The organism is Butyricimonas faecihominis (genome assembly GCF_033096445.1).
Taxonomy (GTDB): Bacteria; Bacteroidota; Bacteroidia; order Bacteroidales; family Marinifilaceae; genus Butyricimonas; species Butyricimonas faecihominis.
Window position 1 is genome coordinate 4492832 of sequence record NZ_AP028155.1, and the last position, 25042, is coordinate 4517873.

The window sequence follows — 25042 nt, forward strand, 5'->3', positions numbered from 1 at the left end:
GTGTAAGATAACTGCCATTGGGGAATGGCAAATTATTAATAATTAAAACAGTACAAATCTATGGAAAAAAATCGAGATTTTGACATAGGATGGGGATCTAATGTCATTACGAAAATGTTTCGAATTATGAAAGTCTTTATTTGTATTTTGATTCTGGGTCTATCGACCGTTTCTGCAAGCACGTTCTCGCAGGTCCGGGTGAGTTTAGACATGAAAAATGCAACTCTTAAAGAGGTGCTTAAGGAGATTACCAAAGTTACCGGGTATGAATTCGTGTACAGTAACAATGAATTGGAAAACGTGGGAAAGATTTCTTTGAGCGTGGAAAATAAAGATTTGCAGGAGGTTTTGGCCGAGTGTTTAAAAGGAACGCAACTTTGGTATGTCATTGAAGATCAAATTGTGGTAATTTCTCCGAAGTTAAAGGAATTCTCTCAAGTAAAAAAAGAGAATCATTCGACCGTGGCCAGTGGTAAAGTAATTGATAAGGATAAAAAGCCTATCCCGGGAGTAACTATTTTGATAAAAGGAACGACGACAGGAGTTGTTACTAATGTTGATGGCGTGTTCTTTATTTTGGTTCCGGATACAACGGCACGCGTGGAACTCGTTTTTTCATTTGTAGGCATGAAATCCAAGACGATCGCCTATAAAGATCGTCCGAAAAAGGGAGATTGGGTGATTACTATGGAAGAAGATTTGTTGGAAATGGATGAGGTGGTGGTTACGGGTTATCAAAATTTGAAGAAATCGCAGGTAGCAGGTTCCGTGAGTGTTATTGATGCGGCAAAGGTAAGATTAGGGGGTGTCCCTAGTATAGAAAATATGTTGCAGGGACAGATTACTGGTATGAATGTGATTATTAATTCTGGAGATCCTGGGGCTTCAGCCAAGATTCGAATTCGTGGTACGTCGTCTATTTTGGGTAACCGAGCCCCGTTATGGGTGTTAGATGGAATTATTTTGACCGAGGATGACATGGGCGAGATTAATATGACGGATTTGAATGGTGATGATGCCGCTTATCTCGTGGGGAATGCCATATCTGGAATTAATCCGAATGATATTGATAAGATCACAGTGCTAAAGGATGCTTCAGCTACGGCAATCTATGGAGTACAAGCTGCTAACGGAGTTATCGTTATTACGACCAAACAAGGGCAAACAGGTCCGCCAAAGATTTCTTATTCGGGAAGTTACGCGATTAACCAACGCATGGCCTATAGTGATTTAGAGAGGATGAACGCCACGGAACGTTTACAACTTTCGAAAGAGATTATAGAAGATAACTCATATTATTATTCCATGCCTGTAAATTATGGCTATGAAGGGTTTTATATAGATTGGTTGGCTCGTAAAATCACGTATGAAGAATTTGCAGAAGGTGTACAAAAGTTGGCTGATATGAATACTGACTGGTATGATATTTTGTTCCGCAACTCGTTTACTCATACTCATGCATTAAGTTTGAGCGGGGGAAATGAGGGAACTCGTTATTATATGTCTGTTGGATATGATGATACACAGAGTACGGCAATAAAAAATTATAGTCGCCGTTTTACGATGTCTGCTAAACTTAATTCTTGGTTGCTAAAAGAGAAGCTTTATTTAAGTTTTCAAGCTAATGTTTCTACCAAGAATACGCTTGGCTTTCATTCTTCGGTGAATCCGAATACTTATGCTTATAACACGTCTCGGGCGATACCTTGTTATAATGAAGATGGGTCATTATATTTTTATGACACGTATAATCGTTATTATCGGGATTGGGGAAATTATATCTATTATAATATTCTTAACGAGATGGGTGAAACGGGACAATCCGGACGAGTGAATTCAATATCTTCACAGATGAATTTGGAATGGAATATCTGGGGTGGATTGAAATATAAACTGCATTTATCCTATCAGAATAGTCATTCGATGAAGAAAAGTTGGGCAACGGATAATTCTTATTATGTGACTAATGAGCGAGGTTATAATTTGGATTTTTATGAAACATACGTACCTGCGGAAGGAGATAAAACAAAGGATAAAATCAAGGATGATTCAAAAATCCCGACAGGTGGTATTTATGATAAAAACACATCACAGTCAGATACCTATACAGTGCAAAATACATTGGAATTTAATTACGTGATAAAGGAAGATCATTTGATAAATTTGATGGCAGTATCCGAGATTCGCCAAATAAAGACGGATGGTTTGTCTGGTACATATTATGGTTGGTTACCGGATCGTGGAGAGACGTTTAATCCTGCTATAACGACAGCATATGTATCTTTGCTTACCGGGGGAACTCTTAATCCGGTATTGACAAAATCAACGAAGAATTATGTGTCGTGGATTTTCACTGGATCGTATTCATATAAAGATAAATTCGTGTTGAATGGAAATTTACGTATGGATGGTTCTAATCAGTTTGGTTCCAATCCCAAGTATCGTTTTTTACCTATCTGGTCTGTTTCTGGAAAATACACGTTGAGTAATGAAAACTTTTTGAAGGATAATGATATTATTTCTTATTTGGCTGTACGAGCTTCGTATGGGATTCAGGGAAACGTGGATAGCGGAACATCGCCGGATTTAGTGATAAAAGTGGGCTCTCAAAATACCATAACGGAACATAATGAATCTACTATAGCTTATTTGCCTAATCCGGATTTACGCTGGGAAAAAACAGAATCGTATAATATCGGATTGGATGTGTCTTTGTTGGATAATCGGATTTCAGTCGTGGCGGATGTATATAAAAAACGAGGTACTGATATGGTTATGACTAAAAACGTGTCGCAAACTAACGGAATCCAGACTGTCAAGATTAATGCCGGGAGAGTGGATAATAGCGGGATTGAAATTGGAGCAACCTTCATCCCTTTGAAAACAAAAGACTGGGATATCGCTTTAGGCATTAATTATTCTTACAATAGAAACAAGCTTGTTGAAGCCAATGAACACGCGGTCACTAATGATGATAAATTGGCAGGTAATGCATTGATTGTCGGGAAACCTTTGGGAACACTTTATTCGTATGATCTTGTTGGGTTAAATCATGAAACAGGTTATCCGGTATTCCGTGATATACATGGGAATACTTCTTTTATTAATGATGATGGAGAAGATAACCCGAATTACTCTCTTTGGGCAGATGAAGTAAATCTTGTAAAATCCGGGGTGATGACGGCTCCTAGTCAAGGTGGTATTAATATTAGTGTCGGTTGGAAAGGCTTGCGTTTAAGTGGAACTTTTACTTACCAATTTGGTGGGGTGAATCGTCTCTCGAATATTTACGGGAGTAACTGGAATTACGTGTTTAATCCCATGACAAATGTGTCCAAGGAATATGCGATGCGTTGGCGGAAATCCGGGGATGAGGATAAAACGGATATGCCTGTACTTTATAATAGCAGGGTGTATAATAAACTTACACATAGATATTATGTTTCGGGAAAAGATGAGGTGGCCGGAACGACAATGTATGATAAATCTTCGGTTCGGGTGGCAAAGACTGATTTCTTGAAAATGAGAAGTTTGTCATTGAACTATTTGATACCTCGAAAATTCGTTTCCAAGTGGCATATAACGGATTGTGCGATAGGATTACAAGCAACCAATTTGTTCACTTGGGCTGATAAACGGTGGGAAGGTTCAGATCCGGAAGCGGCTTTTGCAACAACGCCGTTGACAAGAACTTATACTTTAAATTTGAACATAACTTTTTGAAATGTGGTCATATGAAAGCGAAATATAAATTATTCATTGTTATCATGTTCATTGGGATAACAGTCGGTTGTGATGATTTCCTTGAACGTTCTTCTCAAAATTTAATTGTTCCGGAAACCGTGAAACATTATAAGGAGTTGTTACAAGGTGATGGTTATTTTAAGGATTTGTATGAAAAGACTAAATGGGTCTTATTTATGACTGATGATGCCGAATTTCAAGAAAGCTATTCTCGTTTCTCTGATTATTCGTTTACCTCTGATAATGTGACTCATTATGGAGATATTTATACTTGGCAATCTGAGATAGAGAATGACAATTTTACGGATGAGGCTTATCTTTATCTATATAAACAAGTGAAGCTTGCAAATCTTTGTCTTGAAGGAGCCATAAATGCGGAAGGTGAAAATGAGGATCGGGAAATTTTATTGGGACAATCCTATTTTACACGTGCTATGGCCTATTTCTATTTGGCGAATTTGTATGGACAAGCGTATAATGAAGCCCAACCGAGTGATATGTGTGTGCCTTTGGTATTAGAACCGGATATAACTATCGTTTCTCCTAGTAGGGCAACGATTTCTCAGATTTGGGGACAGATGACTTCAGATATAGAAAATGCGATTAAAAATTTGAAAGATAAATCAACAGGTGATTATTTTACCATTGGTTATGATGCTGTCCTTGCACTTGCTACTCGAATTTATTTGTTTATGGAAGATTGGGATAATGCCATAACGTATGGAGAGGAATTGGTGGGGCGTAAGCCAGAGTTGCAAGATATCACGAGCGAAACTAAAGCGACTAGTTCAACTTATGGTAGTACGGATAAAGCCGTGATTAATTTTTTCCGTGCGGATAATCCCGAGATTATTTGGAATTTTAATACCGCTCCGACATCTAATAGTACAGGTAAAACATTTTACGGGCTTTTTGCGAAGTATGGAGTATATACTGCCGGGTATTGGATTGCGACATCTTCACAATCTTTTTATCCGGGACAAAAAACACTTATCGAGATGTATGATACTGATGAGACGGCTAAAACGGGAGATCGACGCTTACTTTACTGGTTTATACCGCCAGTGAAAAAGACTTCGTCTTCTTATGCGGATAGTTATAATACGTATAAAACATTGAAATATGATCCACAGTATGATAAACAAAATATGTTAATGCAATGTTTTCGTACTGGTGAGGTGTATATCTCTTTAGCAGAAGCTTATGCTCGTCGAAATGCTGCGGGGGATAATGTGAAAGCTATCGTGTATTTGAATTCTTTGCGTGAGAAACGAATTAACCCTTATACGGCGTTAAGCTTGGGTGATTTTGTTTCTAATGATGCTCTTGTGCAATTCTGTTGGGACGAACGTCGTCGTGAATTGTGTTTTGAGGAATGCCATCGTTGGTGGGATATGCGGAGACAAGGACAAAAACAAGTGACTCATCGTTATAACTATGGAGGAACAAGTGGTGATGCCTTTGTTACGTTTACATTACAGGAAAAAGATCCCGCTTTTATATTAAATTTCCCAATTGTAGAACGTAATCAATCGCCTAATTTGGTCCCTAATTCCCGTCCTACTAGAAATGAAAATTAATGAATATTTAATAGGAAAGAGATGAAAACATTTAAATATATATTAGTGCTATGCATTATGGTGACGGCCATGGCCTGTGATCGTAGTGATGATTCGAATTTTGATGTTTTGCTTCCCGATAAACCTTCATTTGATGAATCGACAGTTTATGGGAAGCGGATGAAAGAGTTTTTTGATAAATATGGGATATGGTGTCAATATAATGTTTCTGCTAATGATTTGTTTTATACGTGGACCGGAAGTGAGAACTGGACATCAAGTGCTCTTGATTATGAATACGAGGAGGCTAATGCCGAATACATCGTTAAGGCTCTGGATTTCTTGGAGAATGAAGTGATGATAAATATGCCTGTTAGCATTCTTGATGAATATTTAGGATTATATATTGCTTTTGAAGGACGAGTGTTCCATTCTTGTGAGTTGGAGGATGGTCTGGATTATACTTCAAAAGAAGATTATCCCGGTATAGAAGAGGAATTTGAGGAGTCCGCTTATGGGTGGAACGGTAGCCGTTATTTGCTTTTAGCCCCTGTTGGTCCTGAATTTGATAAAACAGATAAAGAAACTTTAAAACGTGAATGGACGGCATTGATTTTTTATGAAGCATTGAAAAATTTACCGAATCCTGATGCTTTTGAAGATAAAAATAGTGATGCATGGGATGCTTTTGCTTATTTCTATTATGATTATCTTGTTGGTGATCATGAAGATGGTTGGGCTTATAATGATTATTTAGGTAAGTATCAAGGTCCTTATACAGATGGTCTTGTGAGTCCGGGACCAATTTCTTCTGCGACCTTAATGGATGGTTATGATGACGAAGAGAATGGAACAGGGTTTTATGCAATGATTTACAAGTGGTATGGTAAATCGAGTTGTCTGGATGCCTTTGCTGCTTACGTGGGGTATATTATGTACGCATCGGCGGAAGAAAAAGCCGAAATCCGTTCACAAAGTGATAATGTTCTGGTGAATGAAAGATTAGTTAAGGAATATTGTAAGAAACACTTGAATTGGGATATTCCAGAATTAGGAGAAAAATGATGAATTAATTTGATAAATTGTATAAACGTGAAAAAACTATTTATTTTATGCGTGAGCCTGTTTATAACAGGCCTCACGTACTCTCAGACAGTCTTTATGGAAAATGAATCGTGGGATGCCGTGAAGTCGAAGGCTGTAAAGGAGAATCGGATGATTTTTATGGATTGTTATACCTCTTGGTGTGGACCGTGTAAGGGATTAGCACAGAATGTATTTCCGCAACCGAAAGTTGGGGAATTCTTGAATTCTCATTTCGTGTGCTGTAAGTATGATATGGAAAAAGGGGAGGGAATCATGCTGTACAAAAAGTACAAGAATAACATACCGGGATTCCCGACGATGTTGGTGATTAATCCTGCTGATGAAAGTATCGTTCATAAGGTGGTCGGGTACACGGAACCGGATGCTCTTATTGCGGCTTTGCAGGATGGATTGGACGGGAAGACGTTGGCTGTATTCCAGAAACGGTATGATGCGGGAGAACGTTCGTTGGAGTTGATAAAAAATTATTGTAAGGCTCTTGACGTGGCGTACGATCAAGAGATGAAAGAAAAAGTGGTGAGGGAGTATATTGAGTCCATGCCGTTGGATTCATTGATGAGTAAAGAGTTGTTTGAAATGTATCTGCCTTACATGGATGATGCTTATTCAACACGGTATGAGTATGTTGTCAAGAACTTGGACAAGTATCAGTACCGGCTCAAGATGAATCGCTATGATATAGAATCACGCTTGCAAAGGGCAATGTCGGATGCCGTACGGGAGATCGTGAACGTGACGCTTGCGAACACGAATGCTGACACGTTGGCCTTGATGAAGGCGAAAGAAGAAAAGTTGAAAAAGTTGTTGCAGGGGTCCGCGGTGAGAGGTTTCAGTGAAATGTATGCTAAGCTTGCCATTAATGATGTACGGATGGAAGGGGATATTCTGGTTCTTGATGCGATCCTTGATGCGGATAAGGTATTGCTGGCCACGAGAGACGAGTATGTTTTCCGTCCGGCCATGTACAAGTATATGATTGAATATGCTGATGCTAAAACGCAGAAAGAGATTATCCGGAAATATCTGGCGCTTGTACAAAAGAAACAGGAGGTTGCGGACGAGAGAAGTAATGGTAAAGTGACTCTTTTCACGGAAAACGATTATGATATTTTGGCTATCGGGTACTATCGTTTGGGGGATAAGAAAAAGAGTGAAGAGTATGCGAAGAAATATGAGGAACGTTACAAGTTGCGAGTTGCGGATATAAAAGAGACGTTTAAAGATGAGAAGATGCAGGCCGAGGTTGATGCAGAATATCTCCGGAGAATGAATGAGTTCCATGCTAAAGTCGGCATGAAGTGATATGTTTCGTACGAAGAATGATAATGATGTCGTATTATAAAAATGGAAGTATGATGAAAAATGTGTGTTATGGGTTATGTGCCGTGCTTTTGTTAGTTATGGGATGTAACCGGGAAAAGACTTACACGATTTCGGGAACATGGGAGAACGGGAGTGGAAAGGTCGTGTATTTGAAAAAAGAACTCGGGGAGAAGCAGTTTCAGATCATGGATTCTGCTATCGTGAAAGATAATCAGTTTCAGATGACGGGGGCCATCCCGCAAGTGGATAAACATATACTGGCACTTGGAAAGGATGAACAAGAGGTTTTATTGGACGGGGAACCGATCGGGGTGGTTGCAACACAGATGACGAATAAAAATGGGGAGAAGATTGATGCTTACAAGGTAACCATCAAGGGAAGTCATGAACAGGAAATTTTCCGTACGGCCCGGGATTTTCTTTGGGAAAAAGCATGATGGGATTGGCCGGTATGTTTGCGATGGTACAGGTAAAAGATGATTCTGTGAAACTGGATTCCACGTATAAAGCGGTGGAGATGATGAAAAAAGCGATTGATGAAAGGATCAAAAACTTCGTGGATTCGAACAGTAATAGCTTGGCGATCACGTATGTGATCGGGGACTTCATTGCTAGGGAATATCCTTTTGAAGACGTGGAGCGCTATTATAACAATCTGACCCCGGACGTGAAAGCCTCCTATCCGGGACAGTTGCTCAAGGAAAAAATGACAAGCTTACGCTCGATCAACGTAGGTGGCATTGCTCCCGATATTGATTTGATGGCCCCGGATGGAAAGTATGTTAAGCTATCTTCATTGAGAGGCAAGTACGTGTTACTGGATTTCTGGGCATCTTGGTGTGGGCCGTGTTTGGCAGAGGTGCCGAATGTGAAAGCGGTTTATGAGCAATATAAGGACAAAGGGTTCGAGATATATGGTGTGTCGTTGGACGACAAGAAAGATGCGTGGGTGAATGCCATTGAAAAGCACGACCTACCTTGGATACACGTCTCTTCTTTAAAGGGATGGGAATGTCCGGTGGCGAAGATTTACAACGTGACGGGAATTCCGAAAATGTATTTGTTGGATAAAGAAGGTCGGATCGTGGCCATGGACTTGAGAGGTGAGGCATTGAAGGAAAAAGTGGCGTCTTTTTTTAATTGAAAAAGAGACTCTTCTTGTCAACCGTTTTGACTTTTTTAGTCTATAACAAGAAAAAGGTGTTTTATGAAACACGAATTATTTAAAACAGTATGTATGAAAAAATGGATGATTGTATTGTTGGCAATGATTATTGTCATGCCGTTGTCGTCAGACCTGTACGCGGCGAGTAAGAAGAAAAAGAAAAAAGGGACCGCCACGGCAACCCTGCCGGCTCCCAAGAAAGTAAGTCCTTACGAGAAGTTATTGAAGGGGAAGAACGTGGAGACTTCAAAAAGTGATTTTATCACGTTGCATAAAGTAGGCAGTAAATTGTATTTCGAGATACCCTTGAAGTATATGGAGCGTGAGATATTACTGGCGTCAACCGTGACGAACGTGACTTCTCCGGAATTTTGTGACATCGGTTACAAGGCGAATAATCCCTTGCATCTGAAATTCACGAAACGGGACAGTTCTATTTTCCTGCGTTACGTGTCAACGGGCGTGACGACCGATAATTTGCAGAAGGCGATGAATAACGTGTATGGTGACCCGATCTTGTATGCCTATGACGTCAAGGCGTATAACCCGGACAGTACGGCCGTGGTGATTGACATGACCACATTGTTCACTACGAACGTGAAAGATTTGAGTTTTTTTGCGGATGCCATGATGGGGGGAATGGTGAAAATCTCTTCTTCTTTTAAAAAAGAGGCATCTTATTTGGACGAGATCAAGGCTTTCGATGATAACCTGAGCGTGAAGACGGTGATGTCTTACGGGGTGTCGTTGAGCGTGATGGGTATGATGAAATTGATGGATGATTATCCTTTCACGGCCACGGTGACTCGTTCGATCTTGCTTTTGCCGGAAGATAAGATGATTCCCCGAATCTCGGATTCCCGCGTGGGGATTTTCAACAGTACGAAAACCCGTCTTTCTATCACGAAGGAGGATGAAATCGGGAATTATTCCGTGGCTCATCGCTGGAGATTGGAACCGAAGGACGTGGAGGCTTACAAACGGGGCGAGCTGGTGGAGCCCGTGAAACAGATTGTGTTCTACGTGGATGACGCTTTCCCAGAATTGTGGAAAGAACCGATTCGTCAGGCGGTGACTACCTGGAACGCCGCTTTCGAGAAAATCGGTTTTAAAAACGTGATGGTTGCGAAGGATTTCCCGAAGGATGATCCCGATTTTGACCCGGATAACTTGAAGTATTCCTGTATTCGTTACGTGGCTAATTCCACGGCTAATGCAATGGGACCCTCTTGGACAGACCCGACGACGGGTGAGATTATTAATGCGTCTGTGTTGGTTTACGGTAATATCATCCAGTTGATCAACAACTGGCGTTTCGTGCAGACCGCCCAACTTGATCCTTCCGTGAGAGGCAAGAAATTGCCGGATGACGTGGTGAAAGCCTCTTTGATCTACGTGGTGGCACACGAAGTAGGTCATTGCTTGGGATTCATGCACAACATGGCCTCTTCGGCAGCTTTCCCGGTTGATTCGTTGCGTTCTGCATCGTTTACTCAAAAATACGGGACGACACCTTGTATCATGGATTACGCTCGTTTCAATTACGTGGCGCAACCCGGGGATAAGGGCGTGAAATTGACTCCCCCGAATTTGGGTGTTTATGACGAGTTCTTGATTAAATGGAATTATCAATATATTCCCGGAACGAGAGACGAGTGGGAGGAACAACCTATCGTGGAACAATGGGTGGACGAACATGCGGGAGACCCGATTTATCGTTATGGTCGCCAACAGATACAAAGCCGTTATGACCCGAGTGCTATCGAGGAAGACTTGGGTGATGACCCGATGAAAGCCAGCGAGTATGGTGTGAAGAATCTGAAGTATATTCTTTCCAATTTGCAAGGATGGATTAAAGACGATCCGGATTATTCTCACCGTCAGGCCCTGTATGGTCAGATTATGACACAATATTATCGTTATCTGAAGAACGTGATGTATAATATCGGGGGAATCTATCTGACAGAAGTGAAAGAAGGTACTCCGGGTAAGCGTTATGAGGCTGTGCCGAAAGCTCGTCAGAAAGCATCTATGGCGTGGGTGTTGAAACAGTTTAAATCCATGGATTGGTTGAATAATGCGGAATTGAAGGCTCACTTCCCGTTAAGTGTTGACGGGAGTGCAATCGTTCGGAGTCGAGTGGCCGGGGATATTCAGGGATTGATCGGTAACGTGATTCTTTCTTCTCACGTGGCATCCTCTCCTTACTCGATTAATGAGTTTATGACGGATCTTTATAATGGTACGTGGAGTAACTTGTTACAAGGGAAGGCATTGACAGAGGGAGACAAGATTTTGCAAAATACGATGGTGGATATGGTCTGTGCATCATTGAATGATGGCGGTACCAAGAAAAGCGCCTCTCCTTTTGGTTTTGTACCTTCTGTTGACGAGATCGTGGCTTACGGGTTGGATGAGAGTGGTTTGATCAGTCGTTTTGCCGACCAGTTCCGTGCGGTTGATGAAGAATATGGCCGGGGATACGTGGCCTCAAATATGGTGGCCGATCAGTTCGGAACTCCCGGTTACGGTTGGCAGAGAACGGTTGCCACGACGGCAATTGACGATTCCAAGGCCTATTTGCAGGATATGGCCGTGAAATCCCGGAATTTATTAAGAAGTAAAATAGGAGGAATGTCCGGAAACGCGAAAGTACATTATCAGGCTCTTCTTATCAAATTAAACAATGCGTTGAAGGACAAACTATAGTGTATGTTTTCTAGTTTGTGTTCAGAGTATGACGTCTGAAATTGATCCGGGGCAGTTCGTTTATCGAGCTGCCCCTTGTCATGTGGAATAGAATCCTTTTGAAAGCTATTAATAATTTATTAAATTCGCGTTCGATTATAATTTAGATATATATATGAGCGACAATTCCCTATTAGAGAAATTAGAGACATTTTATATTCGTTTCCGTGAGATCGGGCAGTTGATAACCGACCCGGAGGTGATACAGGACATGAATCGTTTTGTGAAGTTGAATAAAGAGTATCGTGATCTGGAACAGATCGTGGAGGCGGGAGACGAGTTGAAACGTGCGGTGAGTTCTTATGATGAGGCACAGGAAATATTAAACACGGAGACCGATAAGGAACTGAAAGAGATGGCCGAGATGGAGATCGAGGAGCTGGATGCCAAGATTCCCGAATTGGAGTCGAAGGTGAAAATGTTGTTGGTACCAGCTGATCCGGAGGATTCAAAGAACGTGATTCTTGAAATTCGTGCTGGAACCGGGGGTGACGAGGCCAGTCTTTTCGCGGGGGATTTGTTCCGTATGTATACGAAATTTTGCGAGTCCAAACGTTGGAAAATAGAAATAACCAATTACAGTGAAGGAACTTCCGGGGGATACAAGGAAATTGTGGCGAACATCACGGGTGACGGTGTTTACGGGATTATGAAATACGAGTCGGGAGTACACCGCGTACAGCGTGTTCCGGCAACAGAGACTCAAGGACGGGTTCATACCTCTGCGGCCACGGTGGCTGTACTGCCGGAGGCAGAAGAAGTGGATGTGGTGTTGAATCCAGCAGATATTCGGAAAGATACTTACTGTTCTTCCGGTCCCGGGGGGCAGTCCGTGAACACGACGTATTCCGCTATCCGTTTGACGCATATTCCCACGGGTATCGTGGTGACTTGTCAGGACGAGAAGTCGCAGTTGAAGAACTTGGCGAAAGCAATGACCGAGTTGCGCTCTCGTATTTACGCGATCGAGCATCAGAAATATTTAGACGAGATAGCTACAAAACGGAAAACAATGGTTTCCACGGGTGATCGTTCCGCCAAGATTCGTACTTACAATTATCCGCAAGGACGTGTGACGGATCATCGTATCAATCTGACGCTTTATAACTTGGCTGCCGTTATGGATGGCGAGTTGGGCGAAATTATCGAGAAATTGCAGATCGAGGAGAACACGGAAAAATTGAAGGAAAGCGGATTTTAAAGATAAAAGTTAAAAACTAAAAGATAAAAGTTAGAAGGTATGACTTATAACGAGTTATTTGAACAGGTAAAAAAGAAAAAGTCCTTCCTTTGCGTGGGCTTGGATTCAGATATAAAGAAATTACCTCAACACCTGATGGGAGCGGAGGACCCCGTGTACGAGTTTAATAAAGCTATCGTGGATGCAACGGCAGATGTGGCAATTGCCTATAAACCTAATATCGCATTTTACGAGAGTAACGGGGTTTCCGGGTGGATTACGTTGGAAAAAACGGTGAAATACATCAAATCAAAATATCCCGAGATCTTCTTGATTGCCGATGCTAAACGCGGGGACATTGGAAATACATCCGAGATGTACGCTCGTGCTTTCTTGGAGACGATGGAATTTGATTCTATCACGGTGGCTCCTTATATGGGAGAGGATTCTGTGACCCCGTTCCTAAAATACGAGGGGAAATGGGTGATTCTATTAGCTTTGACTTCTAATAAAGGCGCTTTTGATTTCCAATTCTTTGAGGAGAATGGCGTGAAATTGTATGAACGGGTTTTGCGTAAATCTCAAGAGTGGGGAAATGACCAGAATATGATGTATGTCGTTGGGGCCACGAAAGCAGAAATGTTAAGCGGTATCCGTGAAATCGTTCCGAATCATTTCTTGTTGGTTCCGGGAGTGGGAGCGCAAGGCGGTAGTTTGGAAGAGGTCGCAAAATACGGTATGAACTCCCATTGCGGGTTAATCGTGAACTCTTCTCGCGGGATTATCTTTGCGGATAAGACCGAAAATTTTGCCGTGAGAGCGAGAGAAGAGGCCGTGAAGTTGCAACAACAGATGGCAGAATTGCTTGCTGCCAAAGGGGTGATTTAAGAGAAAGAGATTGAACTATATGTAGGAGGTGTGTTGCTTGGCGACACACCTTTTTGATTTATAAAAAGGGTAATTTTATTATTGTAGAATGCTTGCTAAAATAGGTGGTAATTTGTAGAAAATATTTTCTATAATTAAGGTGTTAACAGATAGGTCTAATCCAAGGAAACACAGGAATGTATTAAAAACTCGTCTCGAAAAGAAAGGTCATGAGTTGACTACAATTTGTAGTCAACTGAAATTGTCCTCGTCCGATTGTAAATATTTATAGAACGGATGTTGTTGATACAGAGTAATTATTTCGGTTAATACCATCTTTCGTTTTTCCCGTTGACGAGATCATCATGGACGATTGGTGGTATGCTTTTTTAGTACGCTGATAACAAATTCTGCACGCTCTTCCGGAGTACCTTTAGGGACGATTATAGGAATGTAGTCTAGTTGTTGGTAGGTGACGAGCATAACATCGTAGGTTTCGACGGCTTCTTGGTAGGTTTGTTTGCGTTCTGAATCGGTTTCGTAGATTTCAGGCCAGGGGGGAAGGATGAATACCTGCGGATTGTAGCGGAAATCTTGAACGGTATGTTGGAGTTCGGGAGATGGGGATTGATGGGTGAGGTGTACGTAAGCGAGGGTGTCGGGGATACCCCGGTCGAAGAAAAGAACAGATTCCTGTTTTTGGTGCTGTTCGAAGGATTCCACGGAGCGGGAAAGCATGAGGTGGGTGTAAGCGGGTATATTTGCCCAAGGGAGGGCGTTCCCGTTTCGGGCGACTTGTTCCCGGATAATCTCCCGTGCTACTTCGGGAACATACGGAAAACCTTGTTTGGCCAATGCCTCTAGTAAGGTCGTTTTGCCAACACCGGGTCCCCCGGTGATGACAAAGAAGTTCGGTTTATAAATCATGTTTACAAGTTTAGAGCGTGCCGGATGAAAACGGCAAGTCCGTTATCTTCGTCCGCGGGCATGTTATCGAATTGATCCCGTAGTGGTTTCGGGGCATTGGACACGATGAACGGGTGACCGCAACGTTTGAGAAAATCAAGATCGTTATAATCATTCCCGAGTCCGGCACATTCATCGTAATGAATACCTAGCTGATCAAGGAGTAGCTGGCAAGACGTACCTTTATTGACATCGGGAGCGAAAACTTCGGTCCAGATGGCTTGGTTGTCGATGGGGGACGTGGAACGGATCACGGAATAGGTTGATAATTTTTGTTGAATGTCCCCGTGAAGTTGAAGTTGTTGTGCGTCTAGGATAACAAGAAATTGAGTGGCCCCGCCTTGTATCTCGTCGGTTGAAGAGATGGGAGTTCCCAAGCCGGGATAATTCTCGATACGACGTCGAAAATCTTCGTGAAGAGAGGAGATATTTCGGTAATAAAAATGATGGTTGTCGGGAATTCTTTGCTGTATGGTAAAATTTATATCGTATTTCCAGAGGTGGGTAGCGATGTCCAGTGTTTCTTCGGCCGATAATTCCCGGGTGAGAAGAATCTCTTTGTTATCCCAGCGCATGATGCCGGCCCCGGAAGAAAATACCATGTAATCCACCGGAAGGCCTTCGGGTAGCGTGTTGTTGAGAGAGAACACGGAACGTCCCGTGGCGAGGATGCGAACCACGCCTTGTTGGCCCGCCTCTTCCAGTGCAACCCGGTTCTCCTCGCTTATCTGGTGCCAGTTACGAGGAAGTGTGGTTCCATCCAGATCAATAATGATAGCTTTAATCATGTAATAAGTTTAAATATTATTTTCAATTCTCCATTTTCAATTTTCAATTGTCTCAACGAGTTCATACTTGTAATAAGGTAATGGTTCGTTGAGGTAGTGGAGTACTTTTTCTTGGTTCATGCCGTCAAGAGGATTGTGAGCGTAACCGAAGGTGGCTTTAATTCCCATATTGATAAAGTGTACGGCCCGGTCGAGGGCTTCCGGGAGACTGTCTCCGTTGAGCATACAGCCGGTGATCACGCTGGCGAAGGCATCGCCCGTGCCGGGATACGAGGCCGGGATATAATCACACAACACTCGCCAAGTTCGTTGATCCAATCGGTTGTAAGCGAGCGTGGCCACGTTCTCTGCGTTGCTTCCGGGGGCGGAGGTGATAATCACGTGTTCCGGGCCGAGTTCGCTCAGCTGTTTGCTCCATTGTATCGCGGTTTCCACGGAGATTTCCTGCCGCGGGTTGTAGCCTAGCAAAAAGGCGGCTTCCGTCAAGTTCGGGGTGATCACCTTTGCTTGGGAACATAGTTTACGCATCCCTTCCACCATGTCGGGTGTCATGCTGGAATATAATTCCCCGTGGTCTCCTAGTACGGGATCGACGAGAATGAAATTTTGGTCATTCTTGAAATGTTCGAAGAAATCACTGACGATGCCCATTTGTTTCACGGAAGCCAAGTACCCCGTGTAAATGGCGTCAAACTGGAGTTGCAGCTCTTTCCAGTGAGAGATGAAACTTTCCATGTAATCGGTCAGGTCCAACGAGCGGAAATCCTTGTATTCGCTATGAGCGGAGAGTATGGCGGTGGGAAGGGGGCAAACTTGGAATCCCATGTGTGTCAGTATGGGGATGGCCACGGTTAATGAAGCCCTTCCGTAGCCAGACAGGTCGTGAATGGCGGCAATTTTCTTCATGATTAATCGTTTTCTTTATCCCCCAAAGGTAATAAATTTATTTCAGTGGAACATACGGCAAGGTAAACCAGAACGTGGAACCTTGGCCTTCTTCAGATTCGACGCCTATTTCACCGCCTAATTTCGTGATAATCATTTCACTGATGGCTAATCCAAGTCCTGTCCCTTGAGCGAAGTTGTTCAGTTTGATAAAGCGATCGAACACCTTTTCTCTTTTGTCGGGGGCGATGCCGCAACCCGTGTCGGACACGTAAAAATAGAGCGTGTCGGGTGACGATAGCTTGTAACCGAGTTTGATACTTCCCCGGTGGGTAAATTTGATGGCATTCGTGATGAAGTTGTTTATGACTTGGGACACGCGGTTACGTTCCGTTTTGATGATACATCGCGGTAAACGTTCTTTCACGCTGAACGTGACATCGGGATTCATCATTTTAAGTTGGGTGGCTTGAGCAATTTCTTCGATGAGATTATTAATATCTACTTCCGAGTACACGAATTCCAGTGTTCCCGCTTCAATTTTAGAAAGATCAAGAATATCGTTGATCAATTGTAGCAACAGGTTATTGTTGTTTTTAATAATCTTGATGTACTCCAGTCTTTCCGCTTCATTTTCGGTTATGGCGAGTATCTCGGAAAAGCCCACGATCGAGTTGAGTGGAGTCCGGATTTCATGGCTCATGTTTGCCAAGAATGCGGATTTCAGACGGTTGCTTTCCTCTGCCTGTTCCTTGGCGTGTAATAGCTTTTGTTCCATTTGTTTGCGTTCCGTGATCACGATACTTGACCCGATAATGGTTTTCGGTTTGCCCGCGCTGTCATATTCATAAACGGTTCCTTGCTTGTTGATCCACTCGTATTCCCGGTCATTGTACCAATGCACGAGGTACTCCTCGTGAAATTCCTTGCGTTTGCCTGACAAGAGTTCATTGAACACGTCACGCATATGTTCCCGGTAGTTAGGATGTATAGAATTGATGTACTTTTCGACTTTACAGTAATATTTACCGTCAATGGCGAAAAGAGCATCTTCATGATGATAGATGTCGTAATCACAGGAAAAGGTTAGCGACGGGACATCGCAATCCCACGGGAGAACATGGGCTAGGCTGAGGACTGAGGAAAGCGAGGAATTTGTGATTTCCAGTTCTTCCTTGGCATCTCTCAACGAGGTTTCCAGTCTCTTGTAATCGTCGATGGAGCAGGAGGTTCCTATTAGACGATTGGTGTTTTTGTGTGTTCCGTCCTCTTCCTGCAAGGCGTTAATCTCGACCCATTTATAATTTCCGCAGTGTCTGAAATCGGCCCGGAAGGTGAATCTTATCCGGTACACTTTCCCGCGGATAAGATTGTTGAATTCTTTCGCCACACGTTCTCGGTCATCCGGATGAATGGCGTTATAAAATTTGATCATGGGTATTTTCAAGTCCCATTCAAGGGTTTCCCTGTAAATACCTTTTAATTGCAGGGAGTTGGTTACAAACACTTGCTCTTCGATGTCGTACATCCAGAGGGCATGTTTCGTGATATTCAGGGCGAGAATCAATTTTTGGGTAAGGGATTTGATTTCTTCCTGTTGTTTTTGCATATTACTTATGTCCAGTGAAGTACACACGAGCCAGTTCATGTTATCTTCCGTGAATAGGTGCTTGGTGATTAGCAACGTGTGTTCTTGACCGTCGGCGAGGATGAATTTTTCGGCCCCTTGGTAAGATGCTTTTTCCGCGGCAAGTTTCCGGTCGAATTCTTGCATCTTTCGAGCTTGTTCTTTGGTCGTGAACCGTTCTTCCGTGTTCCCGATCATCTCTTCGGCCGTGCGCCCGAATATGCTTGATCGTTCACTCCAGAATATATAACGTTCCGTGTTCATGTCTTTGATTGAAATGGGAAACTCGATGCTTTCAAGTACTCGGCTTAAAAAGAGCTGTAATTTTTCTGTCTCTGTTTTTCTCAACGTGTAATCGGTGATGTCTCGCATGAACGCGATTACTTGATTATTCGGAAGGAGGGCCGTGTGAACATCAAAAAAGTACTTCGTATTTTTAACCGGGAGATAGATGTCAAAATATCGGGGAGTTTTTCCCTCTCTCGTCTTTTGCAGTTGTTCGTGAAAGTGGTTTCGGCTTTCCGGTTCTTCGATGAGTTCTTCCAATGTTTTGCCGACCATCTCTTCCGGGGGATAAGGAATATGTTCGAGAATGGGGTTGTGCAAGCCAACCAGATGATACGAGTCATCAAAGATGACCATCATGTTCGGGGTTGCGGCTAGTATAGCCTCTTGCATTTCCGCCGAAAGCTTTGTACCGGAAGTTGAAAAATATTCTGACATAAATAATGCTATTTTGTGTGCCTTTATCCCCTGTGTCGAGATATTTTTCAAATGTACGTTTTTTTTGTTTATGTAGTCATTCAGATGATTGTTTATTTTTATGGATGCGGATATTATAAAGGGAATATAAATAAGCGGGGTGTGTTTTTTTAGGGGGTATGTCTTGATAATAATATAAATTTTGAGAATTGTGTTATAAAATATAGGGGTGTTTGCTCAAAATAAATAATATTTTATATATTTGACCCCTGAAAATATAGGGTACAATTCTAAAAATGCAAATTTATGGCGAAATTTAGATTCTTAGCTTTACAAGAGATTGCCCGTCGTAAACCCGTGGAGTGCGGGGAACGTCCTAGGTGTTCTGTCGTGTTTGGAGAAAACGTGTTTTCAATGGACAAAATGCGCCACTATCTTTCCATCGAGGCTTACAAAAAGTTGGAAAAAGCCATGTCAGAAGGATTGGCGATTGATCGCGGTTTAGCCGATCAGGTGGCCGCCGCGATGAAAGCTTGGGCCGTTGAGCGGGGCGTTACTCACTACACGCACTGGTTTCATCCCTTGAACGGTGCCACGGCAGAGAAACATGATTCTTTTATTGATTTGTTGCCGGATGGTGACGTGATCGAATCGTTTGACGGGCGACTACTTGTCCAGCAAGAACCCGATGCATCCAGTTTCCCGAACGGGGGAATTCGTAACACGTTCGAGGCTCGCGGTTACACGGCTTGGGACCCGGCTTCCCCGGCTTTTATTAACAATCGCACGTTGTGTATTCCCACGATATTCGTGGCTTACACGGGAGAAGCGCTTGATTTTAAGACACCGATGTTGAAATCATTGGCCATGATCGACCGGGCAGCGGTGGATATTTGCCAGTATTTCGATAAAGACGTGCAGCGAGTGATAGCCACGCTGGGATGGGAGCAGGAATATTTTCTGGTGGATGAGGCCCTGTATAATGCCCGTCCTGACCTGAAATTATGTGGTCGCACGCTCATGGGGCATTCTTCCGCGAAGGATCAACAGCTGGAGGATCAATATTTCGGCTCGATCCCGGCACGGGTTACGGCTTTCATGGAAGAGCTGGAATACGAGTGCCATTGCTTGGGAATCCCGATCAAGACCCGCCATAACGAGGTGGCCCCGAATCAGTTCGAGTGCGCCCCGATTTTTGAAGAGGCGAATCTGGCTGTCGATCATAACCAGTTGTTGATGTCCACCATGAAGAAAGTGGCTCGTCGTCATAATTTCCGGGTGCTGTTGCACGAGAAACCCTACAAGGGGGTGAACGGTTCGGGAAAACACAATAACTGGTCGTTGTTGACGAACACGGGAGTGAACCTATTGTCACCGGGTAAGAACCCGAAATCGAACATGCAGTTCTTGATCTTTCTGGTATCAACAATCAAGGCCGTGTATGAACATGGTGATTTGCTGAAAGCATCGATCGTGTCGCAAGGAAACGAGGCCCGGCTGGGAGGAGACGAGGCGCCACCGGTGATTATGTCCGTGTTCTTGGGGAATTACTTGTCGGGAATGCTCGACGAGTTGGTGGAGAAGGTGAGCGACCGAAAGATGAGTCCGGACGAGAAGACCGAGTTGAAATTGAACGTGGGTAAAATTCCGGAGATCATGTTGGATAACACGGACCGTAACCGTACGTCGCCTTTCGCGTTCACCGGGAATCGTTTTGAATTTCGTGCGGTGGGGTCGTCAGCCAATTGCGGGGGACCGATGATCGCGTTGAATGCTGCTGTTGCCGAGCAGTTGATTGCTTTTAAAAGGGAAACGGATGCTTTAATCGAGAAAGGCGTTAAGAAAGACGAGGCAATTTTCCAGATATTACGTAAATACATTATCGAGTCCAAACCCGTACGTTTCGAGGGGAACGGTTACAGCAAGGAATGGAGGGAAGAAGCCGCCCGTCGGGGATTGTCCACGGTGGTGGATTGTATCCCGGCTTTAAAGGCTTATTGCTCGGAGAAGGCTAAGCGGTTGTTCGTGGACAACGGGATATTGAGTGAACGGGAGCTAGAAGCGCGTTTCGAGATCAAGAATGAAATTTATTTGAAGAAATTGCAGATAGAATCTCGTGTTTTGGGTGATCTCGTGTTGAATCATATTATCCCGACCGCGATCACTTACCAGAATACTCTGTTGACGAACGTGACAGCGCTGAAGAATATCTTGCCGGATTATGAATCCGTGGCTGACGTGCAAATCGAGGCCATCCGCACGATTTCCTATCATATCCGGGAGATCCAGACGATGGTGTCTGATATGACGGAAGCTCGCAAACAAGCCAACGCGATTGCCGACGAAGTGGCACGGGCCGAGGAATACACGGAAAAGGTTCGCCCCTATCTGGAGAAGATCCGTTATCACGTGGATAAGCTGGAATTACTCGTGGACGACGAGATCTGGCCGTTGCCGAAATACCGGGAACTGTTGTTCTCCCGGTAGATTTTATACTTGAGCGTACTCGCTGGGTGAAAATCGGGCGAGTTCGCTATCTCCAAAAAATAAATAAAGATGTAGTGGTGTCCCTTCCGATTGATCCCCGGAGGGGATTTCTATGGTTACGCTTTCGTCGCCCCTGCGAGCGGGTATGTCACGAAGTAGACGGGGAGAACGTCGTAGCGTGTCGTAGAAATAGCCCACGAACACTTGGTCTGACGAACTTGCTTTCGGGCAATCAATACCGTTTTCCCAGTTCAAGGTGACCGTCCACCCGTTGCGTTCCGTGCCGGTGATGACGGGGGCTTCTAGTGTTCCCATGGAAAAACGGAAAGTTTTGAATGCCCATACTCCTTTGCCCGGGAGTAGGCATCCCCCGTTGGTTGAATGGAATAAAGAGTCGCTCTTGGAAACCCCTCTCTCCCGGGCCGCGATTCGCCATATTAGTAAGTCCCCGATAGCCCGTTTGTAAATTTTCCACATTTTGCGGGCTTCCGTGAATCGGTCCGTGGTTTGCTTCTCTCCCTCTGTTCTGGATTTTCTGGGTCCCCGGGTGGATTTGCATTTCCGGACTTTCCCTCCGTACAAAAAATAAGTATACCCGTCGGCTTTAACCGGTCCGTTTGCAAGTATGGCTAAAAATAGAGGAGAGGTTATGTCCATGTCAATACTGATTTAAAAATGAATAATTGATGAATACTGGTGCAATAGTAGTAATAATATTTTGAATAAACAATACCTATACTTTATGAACCTTATTATATATAAGGTTCATATAATGTTTCTATAAGGTACCTATAAGGTTTGTGAAGGTATTGATTAGGTATTCTTCAAAACTTGAAGATAAATTTTTATTTCAACTTTTCTACTATTTAGCTTTATTTTAGAATTAATTGTCGTATATTGCGGGTCTTAATTAAATAAAAGGATTATGGCGGAATTTGTAAACTCTATTGGTCAGGTGCGGGGAAAATTCGGAAACGTGGTTGCCTATGTGCGGGCTAACGGTAAGAATTATTGTAAAGGTGCGAGTATTTCTCGTAAACCTAGCACGGAGTCGCAAAAGCAACAGGCTGCGGCGTTTGCTGTTGTGGTGAGTAGAAAGGGATGGATGGCTCGGGCGATTCGATTGGGATTTCCGGGGAATCAATACCCGAAAGGTTTTAACGGGTTCACGAGTGCGAACGTGACAACGGCCGTGACGGTTGAAAAGGTTAATCCCATGAAACCAATAGTCCGCTATAAGAAAGCTATTCAGGAATACCGGGGTATTATTGATTACTCGAAACTTCGCGTGGCGGCGGGTGCGCTTGTCAGTCCGGTCGTTGGTTGTGAGGTGGAGGCCGAGAGCCGGAAGGTGCATTTCTCGCATCAAGGAATGGCCGTGGAGGCAATAGATTGTTTTTGGGATGATGAGATTTATGGCGTACTTCTTCACGAAGCAACATATTCCTGTAAAGTGATGCGATTAGGAACGCGTGGGGAGGATTGGAACGAGAGCATGGATTTTCCGGAAGAGGCAGAAACGGAGGGGCTGGTTGTTTATGTTTTTGCCCGTGCGGCGGATGGGAAGGACACTTCTGATTCGGTGTGTTTAAAATGCAATGGATAACTTGAAAATTAAAAAACTGGATAAATGGTAAAAAAGGCGGTTATACAGGTTCGGGACACGATGATCCGGACGTTACAGGAAAATGGAATAGACTACATCTGTATCACAGATATTGCTCGTCAGAAGAACCCGGTTGAACCTAAAGATGTGGTGAAGAATTGGATGAGGGTAAAGAATACTTTGGAATATCTTGGTCTGTGGGAGAAATTGAATAATCTCAATTTTAAAGGGGTCGAATTCGACCCCCTTTTGAACGAGGCGGGAAACAATGCTTTCACCATGAGTCCGTCTCGTTGGGTGGAAACAACGGGAGCTATTGGTATTATCACAAAAAATGGGGCGGGAGGAGGCACGTACGCCCAAAGGGATATTGCGTTTAAATTTGCCAGTTGGGTTTCCGTGGAATTTGAATTATACTTGATCAAGGAATTCCAGCGTCTGAAAGAACAGGAGCAAGCTCAACTCGGTTGGTCGGCCAAACGGGAACTTTCAAAAATCAACTACCATATCCACACGGATGCGATTAAGCAAAATCTGATCCCGGAAGAGCTTTCTCCGGCACGGGTTTCTCAAATGTATGCTAATGAGGCAGACGTACTGAACGTGGCCATGTTCGGGATGACGGCTTTCGAATGGCGGGAGGCGCACCCGGATTTGAAGGGTAATATTCGGGATTATGCCACGATCAATGAGTTGATCTGCCTCTCGAACATGGAAAATTTGAATGCCGTTTTTATTCAGGAAGGTATGGCTCAACAAGAGCGTTTGTTGAAATTGAACCGGATTGCCATCCAACAAATGCGAGTGTTGGCGGACATGGACGGAAGGAAGCTGATAAAATAAAAGTAACGCCCGGAGATTCCTCCGGGCGTTATGCTTTTTGTTTGAATTTCTTTTAGAACATATAGTCCCACATCGGCAGCAAAATCGGTTTCTGATCTAATGCTTTCAATGCTTTTTCTCCCAAGTATTTTTTGTGAATAACTACCCGGAAGATGTATTCGTCAAACCATTTGTCGGTGAAAGTGAGATAACCGTTGTGTCCGGCTTGCGGGCCCCAACTGTTCTCGAATTCCCATTTTGTGGGTTTGCCGTTCGCATCAACGTCCACGGCAACTAATGACATGGCGTGGGCGGAACCGCTTTGGCGGGTCAGGATGCGGGTTTTCTTGTCCATGGAGAAATCTACGCCCATCAATGAATTGTAGTCGTACATTTCCGGATCAAGGATTCCGGTTTCCCGGTTGAAATACTTGCCCACGTCGCTGGAGGTATACATGGCCTCGTTCCCTTTGATGGATGCGATAGCGGCTTCTTTGATGTCCTCGTTTGGCAGGTTCAAGTATACCCAGTTGATACCTTCAATCGTGTTCCGGTAGTTTTGAATATCATATACTTTATAATATTCCCGGGTCGGGTCGTTCATGATCATGATGTAATTCTTCGGGTTATAATCAGCAGGTGTGATCTCCTTGTAGAATTGTTGAGGCGTGTAGTTTGCCAGTTCCTTGATCTCCCCGTTTCTGTCCTTGTATCTCCAAGTGAACGTGGTTGGCGGTTCACCTAAGCAGAGAGCCAAAATGCGATAAATATCTTTCAAAACAGATACTTTCTCTGCACGCAGTTCTTTGATTTTTTTGCCTTGAGCGGCCATTTCTCGGATGGTGTATCCCCCTTTGCGGAGACGTTCGTTGATCAATGATCCCATGGCACTCGTGTTGTTCGAGTGAGCGGTTTCCGGCATGACTTCCTTGGGTACAACACCGTATTTTTCTCCCAAGTTGTAATAGAGGTTCCATACACCGCCATCACCCACGGGAGCTTGGAACATGAAGGTCACGTCCCGGTCGTCCATCGGCTTGTTGGCCGTGGCAATCATATTCTCCAAGAAAAGATTGGATTTTTCGAACATATCCCAAAAATAGAGATAGTTGTGAGAGAAATCGAATCCCGTGAGGTTGTATTTCTCGATGATGCTCGGACGTAACACGTTCATGGAGGTAAACATCCAGCAGCGTCCGGAACTTTGCTGATCCGTGATACCCTGTACTTTTACCCGATATTTGAAATAGTGGTCTATTTTTCCTTGAATCTCCCGGTTAAGGGCATTATCCCGGATATTTTTGTCATTGGTCAACACGTTCTGAATAGCTTTCGTGGAAGCGTCTTTCTGGAAACTCCCCTTGATGTCATTCAGTTCTTTTTCACCGATCGTTTGGGCGCATAGCGACGCCCCGGTCAGTAATAAAGTAACTAATGTAACTTGTATTTTCTTCATAGTTTATTTA

General features: G+C 43.6%; 18 protein-coding genes. 12 read left to right on the forward strand and 6 right to left on the reverse strand.

The window, feature by feature from the left end; all coding sequences use genetic code 11:
• Positions 1–60 precede the first annotated feature (60 nt).
• The 9 genes from R8806_RS18630 to pyrF all read left to right on the forward strand — a co-directional run bounded on the left by R8806_RS18630 (position 61) and on the right by pyrF (position 13714).
• Positions 61–3723, forward strand: a complete 3663-nt coding sequence (locus R8806_RS18630; RefSeq protein ID WP_124316624.1) for a SusC/RagA family TonB-linked outer membrane protein — start codon at positions 61–63, stop codon at positions 3721–3723.
• A gap of 11 nt (positions 3724–3734) precedes the next feature.
• The gene (locus tag R8806_RS18635; protein WP_124316623.1) at positions 3735–5324 is read left to right on the forward strand and encodes a RagB/SusD family nutrient uptake outer membrane protein; all 1590 of its coding nucleotides are present in this window, start codon (positions 3735–3737) and stop codon (positions 5322–5324) included.
• A 21-nt stretch (positions 5325–5345) separates the two neighbouring features.
• Positions 5346–6368: a hypothetical protein gene (locus tag R8806_RS18640; RefSeq protein ID WP_124316622.1), complete on the forward strand. Its 1023-nt coding sequence runs from the start codon at positions 5346–5348 to the stop codon at positions 6366–6368.
• Positions 6369–6395: 27 nt separating this feature from the next.
• The gene (locus R8806_RS18645; protein ID WP_124316621.1) at positions 6396–7712 is read left to right on the forward strand and encodes a thioredoxin family protein; all 1317 of its coding nucleotides are present in this window, start codon (positions 6396–6398) and stop codon (positions 7710–7712) included.
• Positions 7713–7762: 50 nt separating this feature from the next.
• The gene (locus tag R8806_RS18650) at positions 7763–8170 is read left to right on the forward strand and encodes a DUF4369 domain-containing protein (protein WP_317715731.1); all 408 of its coding nucleotides are present in this window, start codon (positions 7763–7765) and stop codon (positions 8168–8170) included.
• The gene (locus tag R8806_RS18655) at positions 8167–8877 is read left to right on the forward strand and encodes a peroxiredoxin family protein (protein WP_317715733.1); all 711 of its coding nucleotides are present in this window, start codon (positions 8167–8169) and stop codon (positions 8875–8877) included. The genes R8806_RS18650 and R8806_RS18655 overlap by 4 nt, the downstream gene beginning before the upstream one ends.
• Before the next feature lie 93 nt (positions 8878–8970).
• Complete coding sequence (locus R8806_RS18660; RefSeq protein WP_124316619.1) at positions 8971–11607, forward strand: zinc-dependent metalloprotease; 2637 nt, start codon at positions 8971–8973, stop codon at positions 11605–11607.
• A gap of 154 nt (positions 11608–11761) precedes the next feature.
• Positions 11762–12847 carry a peptide chain release factor 1 gene (prfA, locus tag R8806_RS18665; RefSeq protein ID WP_027201230.1) on the forward strand — a complete coding sequence of 362 codons (1086 nt, stop codon included), beginning with the start codon at positions 11762–11764 and terminating at the stop codon, positions 12845–12847.
• 39 nt (positions 12848–12886) lie between these two features.
• Complete coding sequence (gene pyrF, locus R8806_RS18670; RefSeq protein ID WP_151411520.1) at positions 12887–13714, forward strand: orotidine-5'-phosphate decarboxylase; 828 nt, start codon at positions 12887–12889, stop codon at positions 13712–13714.
• Between the two features lie 342 nt (positions 13715–14056).
• On the opposite strand, the gene R8806_RS18675 is transcribed toward pyrF, so the two are convergent.
• Genes R8806_RS18675 through R8806_RS18690 form a run of 4 tightly spaced genes read right to left on the reverse strand, consistent with a single transcriptional unit; the run spans position 14057 to position 18682 of the window.
• Positions 14057–14620 (reverse strand): AAA family ATPase, encoded by a 564-nt coding sequence (locus tag R8806_RS18675; protein ID WP_124316085.1) that lies wholly within the window; start codon positions 14618–14620, stop codon positions 14057–14059.
• Between the two features lie 2 nt (positions 14621–14622).
• Entirely contained in the window at positions 14623–15447 is an 825-nt protein-coding gene (locus tag R8806_RS18680) for an HAD family hydrolase (RefSeq protein ID WP_124316084.1), read from the reverse strand.
• Positions 15448–15483: 36 nt separating this feature from the next.
• The gene (locus tag R8806_RS18685; protein ID WP_124316083.1) at positions 15484–16353 is read right to left on the reverse strand and encodes a pyridoxamine kinase; all 870 of its coding nucleotides are present in this window, start codon (positions 16351–16353) and stop codon (positions 15484–15486) included.
• A gap of 37 nt (positions 16354–16390) precedes the next feature.
• The gene (locus tag R8806_RS18690) at positions 16391–18682 is read right to left on the reverse strand and encodes a PAS domain-containing sensor histidine kinase (RefSeq protein WP_124316082.1); all 2292 of its coding nucleotides are present in this window, start codon (positions 18680–18682) and stop codon (positions 16391–16393) included.
• A gap of 285 nt (positions 18683–18967) precedes the next feature.
• Here R8806_RS18690 and R8806_RS18695 point away from each other — a divergent pair, with 285 nt between their 5' ends.
• Positions 18968–21148: a glutamine synthetase III family protein gene (locus tag R8806_RS18695; RefSeq protein WP_124316081.1), complete on the forward strand. Its 2181-nt coding sequence runs from the start codon at positions 18968–18970 to the stop codon at positions 21146–21148.
• A gap of 3 nt (positions 21149–21151) precedes the next feature.
• Here the strand turns inward: R8806_RS18695 and R8806_RS18700 are convergent, their stop codons facing one another.
• Positions 21152–21805, reverse strand: coding sequence for a hypothetical protein (locus tag R8806_RS18700; protein WP_229782958.1), 654 nt, complete (start codon positions 21803–21805; stop codon positions 21152–21154).
• Between the two features lie 268 nt (positions 21806–22073).
• Between R8806_RS18700 and R8806_RS18705 the strand changes: the two genes are divergently transcribed.
• Positions 22074–22754, forward strand: a complete 681-nt coding sequence (locus R8806_RS18705; RefSeq protein WP_124316080.1) for a hypothetical protein — start codon at positions 22074–22076, stop codon at positions 22752–22754.
• Positions 22755–22778: 24 nt separating this feature from the next.
• A complete protein-coding gene (locus R8806_RS18710; protein WP_124316079.1) occupies positions 22779–23597 on the forward strand; it encodes a KilA-N domain-containing protein in 819 nt (272 codons plus the stop codon).
• A 52-nt stretch (positions 23598–23649) separates the two neighbouring features.
• Here the strand turns inward: R8806_RS18710 and R8806_RS18715 are convergent, their stop codons facing one another.
• Positions 23650–25032 (reverse strand): C1 family peptidase, encoded by a 1383-nt coding sequence (locus R8806_RS18715; protein ID WP_124316078.1) that lies wholly within the window; start codon positions 25030–25032, stop codon positions 23650–23652.
• Positions 25033–25042 lie beyond the last annotated feature (10 nt).